Source organism: Roseburia sp. AM23-20 (assembly GCF_003470905.1).
GTDB classification, from domain to species: Bacteria; Bacillota; Clostridia; order Lachnospirales; family Lachnospiraceae; genus Roseburia; species Roseburia rectibacter.
In genome coordinates this window covers 86308-97746 of sequence record NZ_QRHS01000017.1, presented here as the reverse complement: position 1 = coordinate 97746, position 11439 = coordinate 86308, and the positions used below count along the sequence as shown (strand labels likewise).

Here is an 11439-nt window from a genome sequence, read left to right as displayed (position 1 = left end):
TGTCGGGAGTTCGAATCTTCTCGCGCACGTATGTATGGAGACATGATTTATCATGTCTCCATTTTTAGGTTTAAGTACCATGGATGCGCTCTAACGATGGAGCGAAGGGCAATCAATTAAGAAAAAGAGAACGAATCAGGTGTTGCGAAATACATAAAAACAGTATAAAATATTTTAAAAAAGCATCGTATCGTAAAAGAACGAGAGCAGGAGGAAAATAGAATGCTTCAGGGAAAGACAGTACTTCTTGGCGTAACCGGCGGGATCGCGGCATATAAGATGCCAAATGTAGCACGGATGTTAAAGAAAATGCACTGTAATGTGCATGTCCTGATGACACAGAACGCGACTAACTTTATTACTGCAACGACATTTGAGACACTGACCGGCAATAAATGTCTGATCGATACCTTTGACCGTAATTTTGAATTTTCAGTGGAACATGTTGCGTTGGCAAAGCAGGCAGATCTGGTGCTTATTGCACCTGCTACTGCAAATGTGATAGGAAAGATCGCAAATGGGATTGCGGATGATATGCTGACTACGACAGTGATGGCATGTACCTGCAAAGTGTTGGTTGCACCGGCAATGAATCATAATATGTATCATAATTCAATTGTGCAGGAAAATCTGGAAAAATTGAAGCGGCATGGATACGAGATTATAGATCCGGTATGCGGTATGCTTGCAAATGGCGATACTGGTGATGGAAAACTTCCATCAGAAGAAACATTGGTTGAGTATGTTTTAAGAGAACTTGCATTTGAGAAAGATATGCAGGGATTGAAAGTACTGGTAACTGCAGGCCCGACACAGGAAGCAATCGATCCGGTTCGCTTTATATCAAACCATTCTACTGGAAAGATGGGATATGCCATAGCAAAGAATGCTATGCTTCGTGGTGCAGAAGTGACACTTGTGACCGGCAAGACTGCATTAGAGCCGCCAATGTTTGTGCAAACAGTTCCTGTGATATCTGCAAAGGATATGTATCAGGCAGTCATGGAACGCGCGAAAGAACAGGATATTATTGTAAAGGCAGCGGCAGTGGCTGATTATACGCCAGCGCATACTGCAGATGAGAAGATCAAAAAATCAGAAGGTGAGTTATCACTCGCACTGGAAAAAACAACAGATATTCTTGCAGAGCTTGGGAAGAATAAAGGTAAAACGGTTTTATGTGGATTTTCTATGGAGACAGAGCATATGTTGGAAAACTCCAGGGTAAAACGCGAAAAGAAGAATCTTGATATGATTGCTGCAAATAATTTAAAACAGCAGGGGGCCGGATTTGCCGGTGACACAAATGTGCTGACGCTGATCACAGAAAAGTGGGAAAAAGAGCTTGCGCTTATGAGTAAAGATGAAGCAGCGAAATGTCTGTTGGATGAATTGTTAAAATTAAAAATAGTAAATAGTAAATAAATTTTTAAAGAAAAATACAGTATAAGAAAAATACAGTATAAGAAGCAGACAGGAATAAAGATTAAAAAGTGTTGCAGCATGAAATGCAGACAGGAGACAGGGTATATGGAGACAATTAAGGTACAGAAAAATCAGGTAATTGCGAAACAAAAAGAAAAAGTAAAAGCATGGTATTTAATTTTAGAAGGATCGGTCGTACAGAGAAATTCCTACGCGAGGATTGTTCTGAACAAAGAAAGTGTGATCGGTGTTTCGGAGAAAGACAGATATTTGTGTGACTATATCGCAAGAGAAGATTCTGTACTTGCAGTTTTTCCATATAATACAGCAGATGATCTGATCAATGCATTAAACGGTCAGGAGAGCATGCGTGGAACACTCCTTCGTGCTGCTTTAAAACAGCGGCAGATGCTGCTTGAGATGTATGCCGGATTTAAGAATCTGGTAAGACAGTTTCATACATTTGTGGAAACTGAATATAATGATTATACCATGCTTTGCAGTCAAATGCGCATTGACGGACAGGGTTTTCCGAGGATGGACAACTTTAAACCGCTTGATATGGTACATATGGCAGAGAACTGGGAAGTTAATAACAGTACCAGTCTTACAAAAAAAGGATATCTTGATGAATACATAAAGCTCATGCAAAAAGATGACAGCCTTTGTATCGGGGCTATTATGGAAGCCTCTTATCAGACAAGGCGTGTTATGCAGGGAATTATCGAGATGGTTGATTATCTGAAATACAATCAGGATATTTTATTATCAGAATCCGAAAACGATTTATTCCATCTTTATTTTGAGCTTGTAATACAGGCAGAAATGAATCATTATGATGTGACCCCATTAAAAGAACGTATGGATAAAATTGCGGAAGTTATCCGTAAATTAAATATTTATGATGATAAACTGGTATCCTATCGTCTGAATGAGTATAAAAATCATGATTTTACGCAGTATGCAATTGATGAGTTTGCCACACCGGGAGAAGATGATAATATTTCTGATGAGGAATGGGATGAGGAAGAAGAGTCAGAAGACTGCTTAGAACATATCTTAACTTATGCCGGATATACACCGGAGCGCATCGAAGATATGCGAAAACTGATCCAGAAGTACAGGGATCTTCCGGATATGCTTTCCACAGATGCGGAAGTATTCCAGCTTAGAAAACAGCTTTCACAGGTATTTTATGATGCGTATTATAAAGTATTTATGAATGTGATGAAAGATGATGATGAACCGACACCGATCATAGAGATGTTTTTAAATTTCGGCTTTATGGATGTACAGATGGTGGGTGAGGACAATGCCAATATCCTTTATGATCTGACAGAGCATTTAGAAGTTTGTAACTCGGATCATATTTTTACGATATTTGAGTGGTTAAAAACGATTTATAATGGTCAGAATGAGCCGTCAAAGAATGAATTTGATCTGGATTATACGGGCTATCTGGCTGAACTGAAAAAAACTGGAAAAGTAAACGAAAAACAGATGCGGGAGTATGCAAATAACCGTGAGATGAAGGTAAAATTTGAGATACAGAATATGTTTACTTCCGGAAACCGCGTTACTTATGGCAGGGTATCGACATTTTGTCCGATTTTAGGAGAGAATGACCTGATCAATTCTGTTGATAAGATGCTTGTTACAGCACAGAAGATCGAGGATGCCATGAATAAAGTGCGAAAGGTCGATTTTTCTGTATTTTACAGAGGTGTTGTATTTTCAGATCCGGATAAGGGAATCAATCGTGAAGAGATCATGAAAGAAGTACTTCCGAATATTATTCTGATGCCGAATGCAGGAACAAGAGCGATGATGTGGCAGGAGACTGCGGGTGTAAGACGTGATACACCGGCAAGATATATGTTCCCTATTTTTACAGCTGTTGATCTTGATGATATGATGGTTGAAACGACAGGACGTTACCGCTGGGAGATCTGCCGCAAAATTCAGGGTGTTCACTGGAATGATATCCGTGATAAATCCCTGACAGCAGAGTATTGTGATTATATTCAGTTTTACAAGAAGAATCATGATCTTTCGATTGAGGCAAAAGAAAAGATAAAAAGTGCACTGCTTCGTGGAAAAAATAATTACCGTGAGGTGTTTGTAAAAGATTATCAGAACTGGATCAAATATGAGTCAAAAGGAAGTTTTCGTTTAAATAAAGTTTCAAGAGAGATCCTTGTGACATATTGTCCATTTGCGAAGGAGATCAGAGAAGAGTTAAAGTCTAATCCAATGTATCAGAATGCATGGCAGAGATATGATATTTTAATGACGAAAAAAATTCAGCGCATCAATGGCGTCTATGATAAATATCAGAAGGCGGGCGGTAAGATCACAGATGAACTGAAAGATAATTTAGAATATTATATGATGTAACTGTATGTATAATTGAAAGCATTTCTTCTAATAATATTTATGCAAACCAAAGTGCATGTAACTGAAATTGTGTATGACAGAAATTGTATGCAGTTAAAAGTACATGCCATCCAAATTGCAGGAAGCAGGTGCAAAAGGGCACCGGAATGGAGGAAGAAATGGCAAAGAACGCAGACAAAACAAACAGTGGATCTAATTGCAGAAACAGTTACGAGGACAGCTATGAAAATAGCTATGGGCAGAACAGCTCAAAAAATAAGTCTTCCAACAAGGCAACAAACAGCAACGAACAGAACAGATCAACAAACAGTAACGGACAGAATAAATCCGGTCAGAATAGCACAGGTTCTAACGTATCTAAATAAGAACACAGATACCGAAAACTGCATATAATGTAAGGAAAACATTTGCAGAAGAACAGATTACAGGGCAGCGCTTTGTAATCTGTTTTTATTTCGGAGGTATTATGGCATTTTTTACGATACATCCACGCGAGATGGAACAGATCATTTTAGGTAAGCATGCTCTGGTGCTTGATGTGAGGGAGAGAGAAGTTTACCGGGAAGAACATTATAAGGGTGCATATTGCTGTCCATATGAGGAAATGAATGGATGGATGAGACGTTTTAACAGAACCAGAACATTAGTCGTTTATTGCGAATATGGTAGTACGAGCCTTTTGGCAGCAAGGCAGCTTGCAAAATGCGGTTACGAGGTGTATACAGTTGTTGGAGGAATGCGGGCGATCAGACAATATAATGGTTATGATTAACATTGACAGGGTATTTTAGAACGGATAATATAATACTAAGGTAAAAGAAACAGTAAGGAGAATTCATGAAAACATATGAACTTGTGGTACCGTGCCATTTCGGGTTAGAGGCGGTATTGAAAAGAGAGATTTATGATCTTGGTTATGAGATAGACAGAGTAGAAGACGGAAGAATCACATTTACCGGAGATGAGGAGGCAATCTGCCGGGCGAATATTTTCCTGCGCACGGCAGAACGTGTTTTAATTCAGGTAGGGCGTTTTCATGCGGAAACATTTGAAGAATTATTTCAGGGAATCAAGTCACTTCGGTGGGAAAAATATATTCCTGAAAATGGTAAGTTCTGGGTAAAAAAGGCATCTTCTATCAAAAGTAAACTGTTCAGTCCGTCTGATATTCAGTCGATCGCGAAAAAAGCAATGGTAGAGCGGTTAAAGCAGCAATATCATAAAGAGTGGTTTGCTGAGGATGGAGCACCGTATCCGGTGCGTATTTTTCTGTTAAAGGATGAAGTCATGGTAACACTTGATACATCGGGGGATTCCCTGCATAAAAGGGGATATCGTACTTTGACCAGCAAAGCACCGCTGACGGAGACACTTGCGGCGTCCTTACTGATGCTGACGCCATGGAAACCGGATCGTATCCTTGTAGATCCGTTTTGCGGAAGTGGAACATTCCCGATAGAGGCGGCAATGATCGCTGCAAATATCGCACCTGGAATGAATCGTGAATTTACAGCAGAGCAATGGACAAATATCATAGACCGTAAAGTCTGGTATGAGTGTGTGAAAGAAGCACAGGATATGGTCAATGATGATATTACCGTGGATATCCAGGGATATGACATTGACGGTGATGTGGTAAAAGCGGCGAGACAGAATGCTGTCCGTGCAGGAGTTGACCATCTGATCCATTTCCAGCAGAGACCTGTGGCAGAATTGCACCATCCGAAGAAATATGGTTTTATCGTGACAAATCCGCCATATGGAGAGCGCCTAGAAGATAAAGCGGATCTGCCGGAATTATACAGTCAGATCGGGGAGGCATACCGGAGATTGGATGCATGGTCGATGTATCTGATCACCAGTTATGAGGACACAGAGCGTTACATAGGGCGGAAGGCGGATAAAAACCGTAAGATTTATAACGGAATGTTAAAGACGTACTTTTATCAGTTTATGGGACCAAAACCGCCAAAACGTGATAATTTTCATTAAGGAGATTCTGATTCATGCATTATTCGAAAAGATTTATTGCCTTTGGTGGAATCGTGGCGATTGCTTTTTTGATAAAATATAATATACCCGGTGGAGAATATGAGCAGATCGGCAGTTTCCGGGGAGCAAGTTTAGAAGCAGAAACCTGGAATCCGCTGATCGCGTCAAGTGTGAATGATAATCTGCTGTCTGTGATCATTGACAATAAACAGTATACCAATGAAAAATATAAATTTTATATGGATGATAATTTAGACATTATGATGCCTGTTTCCATTCTGCGGGATGCGTTAAACTGCAGTGCACACATTTATGATGGGGACAGGCTGGTTGTGGAAAAACATTCCAGTGATATTTCCTTTTCACTGGATCAGGGAACTGCTACTGTGAATGGTGATATTGAAAAGATCACATCTCCGTTTACCATGATAGAGAACGAGTATTATGTCAGTCTCAATGATCTGTCACAATATATGGATTATACATATAGCTGGGATATGCAGGAAAATGAGGCACAGGCTGTAGATAATTCGGATGCATCGATCGTGCCGACCAGTTATGATCTAAGGGACAGAAAACGGACAGCGGAAGTGCGTAATCAGGGAAGTTATGGAACCTGTTGGTCATTTGCAGCATTAGGAGCACTTGAATCATCGCTGCTGCCGGAGGAGAGCGCACAGTATTCAGTGGATCATATGACACTGTGTAATGGATTTAATATGACTCAGAATGATGGTGGCGAATATACCATGGGAATGGCATATCTTGCAGCATGGAAGGGACCTGTTTATGAAAAGGATGATCCTTATGGAGATGACCAGACGGATGAGAATCTTACGGCAGTAAAGCATGTGCAGGAAATGCAGATCATCGAGAGCAAGGATTACGAAAAAATAAAAGAAGCTGTATTTAAGTATGGTGGAGTGCAGACATCCATTTATAATGCACTGCGAAGCTCACAGTCTTCCTCTCCATATTATAATAAAAGTACGAATGCCTACTGCTATATTGGTACGGAAAAGCCAAACCATGATGTTGTGATCGTCGGATGGGATGATTCTTACTCAAAGGATAATTTTAATACAGATCTTGAAGGTGATGGAGCTTTTATCTGTCAGAACAGCTGGGGCGATAATTTTGGAGAAAACGGGTTTTTTTATATCTCTTATTATGATACAAACATTGGAACACATAATGTTGTTTATACGGATATAGAAAATACAGATAATTATGATCATATTTATCAGAGTGATCTGTGCGGCTGGGTTGGTCAGCTTGGTTACAATAAAGACAGTATCTATGGGGCAAATGTTTTTACTGCAGAGGGAAATGAAACCTTAAAGGCAGCATCTTTTTATGCAACTGGAAAAGATTCGCAGTATGAATTATATGTTGTGCGTCAGTTTGCGGATGAATCGTCTTTGGAGAAGATGATCCCGGTTGCATCCGGTAAGCTGGGAAATGCAGGTTATTATACCGTTGACTTTAATCAGGGGATTGAAGTGGATGCGGGGGAGCGTTATGCAGTTGTTTTGCATATTATTACCCCTGGATCTGTACATCCGATGGCAATTGAGTATGCTGCGGATGAGGCGACTGAAAATGTAGACTTAGATGATGGAGAGAGTTATATCAGTGTAAATGGTTCGAAATGGGTGAGTGTTGATACCGTAGAAAAATCGAATCTTTGTATCAAGGCATTCAGCGATAATCGATAGAAAGCAGTTATTACATGGAAGATAAAGTATTAAAATTTGCGGCAGCAGTTGTTGTGGTACTTACGGCAGCAGTCTGCATTGGACTTCCTTTTTTTCCCCAGATCCATACATGGGCTGTGGAAACGAGGGAAGAACGCTTAGCAGAGCAGGAATATGCGGAAAACCAGACAGAGATGAAAGATCTTGAAATTGTTGCTGCAGATACATCAGAACAGGTTCATGGCGGACAGTTGCAGTTGAAATTGCCGGAAGGTGTAACAGGATCTGATATCCAATTTACAAATGATTATGTGACACAGACGATAAGGATCAGTATTCCGGGGACAGACCGCTCTTATTTTGAAAATGGACCGATCACAGGAAGCAGTAATCACATTGCGACACTCTCCTATTCCAGTAAGGGAGAGGATGGTGTGATAGAGATCGTAATGGATCGTGTGTACGAATTAAAAACAGAATATGACAATGCATATTATTATTTTGACTTTTTGACACCACAGGAAGTGTATGATAAAGTAGTCGTAATCGATGCGGGACACGGAGGACGTGCACCGGGAGCAAACAAGCAGGGAGTCAATGAAAAAGAAATTGACCTTGATATCGTGCTCCAGTTAAAAAAGATACTTGATGAAGATGATCACAATATTGGTGTTTATTACACCAGAACAGATGACAGCAACCCTACTTTTGATCAGAGGGTGCAGCTTGCAAATAAGTCGGATGCTGATCTATTTATCAGTGTACATAACAACTCCACAAACAGTGGAAGAATGTCCTCTGCACATGGTACGGCAGTCATGTATAATGAATCTGATGCGAGTGAACTTGGAAGCAAACGTTTTGCGCAGATCTGTTTAGAGGAAGTGACAGGACAGCTTAATAGCAGAAACCGGGGGCTTGTTGAGGGAGACAGTATCTATATCATAAGGACAAGTGAAGTTCCGGTTGCGCTGATTGAAGTTGGTTTTATGACGAATCAGGAGGAGCTTGATCTGCTGCGTTCGGAGGATTATCAGAAGGAAGCAGCACTTGGCATTTATCATGCAATACTGCGTGCATTTGAAGAAGGCTATTAATGTGAAAAATGCATTTTTCACATGCAAGATTTGTGATTACGCACAAACTTGAGATGCGCTTGAGGGCAGCGCAGGAATAGAGATTAGTGTGAAATGGAGAAGTGATATGAACAGAATTATTTTTGCAACCGGAAATGCCGGTAAAATGAAAGAAATCAGAGAAATTTTAGGGGATATGGATGCAGAGATCCTTTCAATGAAAGAAGCCGGAATTAAGGCAGATATTGTAGAGGACGGAACAACGTTTGAGGAAAATGCCAAAATCAAGGCACAGACAGTTGCACAGTTTACCAAAGATATCGTTCTTGCAGATGATTCCGGACTTGAAGTAGATTATCTGAACAAGGAACCGGGAGTGTATTCTGCCCGCTATATGGGGGAAAATACGTCTTATACGATCAAAAATCAGGCTATTTTAGACAGATTAAAGGGTGTGCCGAAGGAAAAACGTACAGCACGGTTTGTCTGCGCTATTGCGGCTGCAATGCCAAATGGAGATGTGCTTGTTACGAGAGAAACGATTGAAGGATATATCGGAGAAAAGCCGGCAGGAAGTAATGGGTTTGGATATGATCCGATTTTTTACGTGGACGAGTTCGGGTGTTCTACGGCAGAACTTACGGAAGAACAGAAAAATCAGATCAGTCACAGGGGTAAGGCATTGCGTGCCATGAAGGAAAAACTGAATCAGTATGGAATCTGATGTATAAAGAATGGGGATTGGAAATACATAGGATGGGGCAGGTAGCCTTATGAGAGTACTGGTTATTAGCGATACACATAAAAAACATGAAAATTTAAAAGTTGTTTTAGAGAGAGTTTCCCCGGTGGATCTTGTGATCCATCTTGGAGATGCAGAAGGATATGAGGATTATATAGGGGAACTCTGCGGCTGTCCGCTTGAAATCGTTGCGGGGAATAATGATTTTTTCTCTTCTTTGCCGCGTGAAAAGGAGATCATGGTAGGAAATTACCGTGTGTTTATGACACATGGGCATTATTACTATGTCGGTTCCGGGATTGAGGATTTAAAGCGCGAGGCTTTAGCGCGTGGAGCGGATGTTGCAATGTTCGGACATACCCATATTCCGCTGATCGAATATGGTGACGGGATTGTTGTCATGAATCCCGGTAGTATTTCCTATCCGCGACAGGAGGGAAAGCGCCCTTCGTATATTCTGATGGACATAGATAAAAAAGGTGTGGCGCACTATGAAATAGAGTATTTATAAGAAAAATAAATTTTTTTGAAAAAATATAAAAAAAGTGTTGACATTTATGTTTGAGTCCTATATAATAACTCTTGCGTCACGGATGAGACGGAAAAGACAAGCACTTAAGAAACTTGCTTTTCAATATTAAAAGTTCATATCGGGGTGTGGCTCAGCTTGGCTAGAGCGCCTGGTTTGGGACCAGGAGGTCGCAGGTTCGAATCCTGTCACCCCGATTGTGTGCGGGTGTAGTTCAATGGTAGAACACCAGCCTTCCAAGCTGGATACGTGGGTTCGATTCCCATCACCCGCTTTCCATTTGCAAATTATTATGGAAAGCATAATATGTGGCAACATGTTTGCTTGTGAAGCGGGCAATCAGTTGCAGGGCAGATGTGATAAATGTGTTCGTAGCTCAGCTGGATAGAGCAACGGCCTTCTAAGCCGTGGGTCGGGGGTTCGAATCCCTTCGAGCACATTTCCTTATTTTTAATAAGGTGTCAGGCTTTATAGCCGTATGGTGGGTATAGCGCAGTTGGTTAGCGCGCCAGATTGTGGCTCTGGAGGCCCAGGGTTCGAATCCCTGTATCCACCTTTGTTGCGACTAGTGCAACAGGTCTGAAATATGACAATGTCTTTAAGATGTTGGTCTTATATTTCTTGTTGGGCTATCGCCAAGCGGTAAGGCACTGGATTTTGATTCCAGCATTCGCAGGTTCGAATCCTGCTAGCCCAGCTTATAATAAAATATATGGGATATTAGCTCAGTTGGTAGAGCACTTGACTTTTAATCAAGTTGTCCGGGGTTCGAATCCCCGATGTCTCATTAGATTGGAAATAGCGGAAAACCAGTAAAATCAAGGCTTTCCGCCATTTTTTTACAATTTTTGAAGTGACAAAAAGTAATCAAAAGTTGATAGTTTTATGTCCGCATCGTGTCCGCAAGATCAGAGTGCCAAAACATTATTCTAAAGTCATTTCAGAAAGGTAGTAATAAATGAATCACTTTTCATCAGATAAACCACAAATATTTACTCCACCCGCATTTGAAGATTTTCGCGGGTATCTGACCTTGGAAGATAATACACTGATGCAGTGGTGCGTGGATCAGGATTTTTGCGGGGAGGCAGCATGTGCTGTGCGATACGATGATCCGAATCTTATATGGAAGGGCAGCGAATGGCCAGAGGATAAATATATCATTTCGGAAAAAGATGAAAATGCTATGTGGCTGAAAGAACTGCTTTAAGACAGGTGTATGTAGCAAACAAGTAGATTTCTACTGTATAGGAATTGATATTCAGATAGATAAAAGAAAAATACCCCGGCCAGAGACCGGGGTAAATTAATTAACAACCGAGGTTAAAATATTTGCAGATAGCATTAAATAACTCGGAACAGCTATTGAAATTAAAACACATAGTTTCGTCCTCCTTATTCTTATTTTATTGATTGCGGTCATCTTGCAATCTTTTTGTATCGGCCGATTACATAAAGAATTGTAACAATTATGTAACATTTTCGCAATAGGAGTATTATGGAAGTAATGGAAAGGATTAGTGTATGTGTCAAAAGCGGAAAAAGTAGAAAGATCTGTGACAAAAGGCTTGTGGTATGACC

The 11439-nt window shown here is 40.6% G+C and carries 10 protein-coding genes and 6 tRNA genes; all 16 read left to right on the top strand.

What is annotated here, in order from left to right; translation table 11 throughout:
* Nucleotides 1-222 precede the first annotated feature (222 nt).
* The 16 genes from coaBC (at nt 223) to DW650_RS13200 (ending at nt 11068) form a co-directional block, all read left to right on the top strand.
* Nucleotides 223-1425 carry a bifunctional phosphopantothenoylcysteine decarboxylase/phosphopantothenate--cysteine ligase CoaBC gene (gene coaBC, locus DW650_RS13275; protein WP_118210182.1) on the top strand — a complete coding sequence of 401 codons (1203 nt, stop codon included), beginning with the start codon at nt 223-225 and terminating at the stop codon, nt 1423-1425.
* Nucleotides 1426-1530: 105 nt separating this feature from the next.
* Nucleotides 1531-3822: a cyclic nucleotide-binding domain-containing protein gene (locus DW650_RS13270; RefSeq protein ID WP_117921038.1), complete on the top strand. Its 2292-nt coding sequence runs from the start codon at nt 1531-1533 to the stop codon at nt 3820-3822.
* A 158-nt stretch (nt 3823-3980) separates the two neighbouring features.
* Nucleotides 3981-4187, top strand: coding sequence for a hypothetical protein (locus DW650_RS13265; RefSeq protein ID WP_118210181.1), 207 nt, complete (start codon nt 3981-3983; stop codon nt 4185-4187).
* Nucleotides 4188-4288: 101 nt separating this feature from the next.
* The gene (locus tag DW650_RS13260; RefSeq protein ID WP_117921036.1) at nt 4289-4594 is read left to right on the top strand and encodes a rhodanese-like domain-containing protein; all 306 of its coding nucleotides are present in this window, start codon (nt 4289-4291) and stop codon (nt 4592-4594) included.
* A gap of 65 nt (nt 4595-4659) precedes the next feature.
* Nucleotides 4660-5814: a THUMP domain-containing class I SAM-dependent RNA methyltransferase gene (locus tag DW650_RS13255; RefSeq protein WP_117921035.1), complete on the top strand. Its 1155-nt coding sequence runs from the start codon at nt 4660-4662 to the stop codon at nt 5812-5814.
* 14 nt (nt 5815-5828) lie between these two features.
* Nucleotides 5829-7532: a lectin like domain-containing protein gene (locus tag DW650_RS13250; protein ID WP_117921034.1), complete on the top strand. Its 1704-nt coding sequence runs from the start codon at nt 5829-5831 to the stop codon at nt 7530-7532.
* 14 nt (nt 7533-7546) lie between these two features.
* Complete coding sequence (locus DW650_RS13245) at nt 7547-8608, top strand: N-acetylmuramoyl-L-alanine amidase family protein (protein ID WP_118210180.1); 1062 nt, start codon at nt 7547-7549, stop codon at nt 8606-8608.
* A gap of 106 nt (nt 8609-8714) precedes the next feature.
* A complete protein-coding gene (locus DW650_RS13240) occupies nt 8715-9311 on the top strand; it encodes an XTP/dITP diphosphatase (protein WP_117921032.1) in 597 nt (198 codons plus the stop codon).
* Between the two features lie 49 nt (nt 9312-9360).
* Nucleotides 9361-9840, top strand: a complete 480-nt coding sequence (locus tag DW650_RS13235; RefSeq protein ID WP_022111716.1) for a metallophosphoesterase family protein — start codon at nt 9361-9363, stop codon at nt 9838-9840.
* 140 nt (nt 9841-9980) lie between these two features.
* A tRNA-Pro gene (locus tag DW650_RS13230) sits at nt 9981-10055 on the top strand.
* A 6-nt stretch (nt 10056-10061) separates the two neighbouring features.
* Nucleotides 10062-10132 (top strand) — tRNA-Gly (locus DW650_RS13225).
* 91 nt (nt 10133-10223) lie between these two features.
* A tRNA-Arg gene (locus DW650_RS13220) sits at nt 10224-10297 on the top strand.
* Nucleotides 10298-10339: 42 nt separating this feature from the next.
* Nucleotides 10340-10413, top strand: a tRNA-His gene (locus tag DW650_RS13215).
* 70 nt (nt 10414-10483) lie between these two features.
* Nucleotides 10484-10555: transfer RNA gene (locus tag DW650_RS13210), tRNA-Gln, on the top strand.
* Between the two features lie 17 nt (nt 10556-10572).
* Nucleotides 10573-10645: transfer RNA gene (locus DW650_RS13205), tRNA-Lys, on the top strand.
* 171 nt (nt 10646-10816) lie between these two features.
* A complete protein-coding gene (locus tag DW650_RS13200; protein ID WP_118210179.1) occupies nt 10817-11068 on the top strand; it encodes a dTDP-4-dehydrorhamnose 3,5-epimerase family protein in 252 nt (83 codons plus the stop codon).
* Nucleotides 11069-11439: the final 371 nt, after the last annotated feature.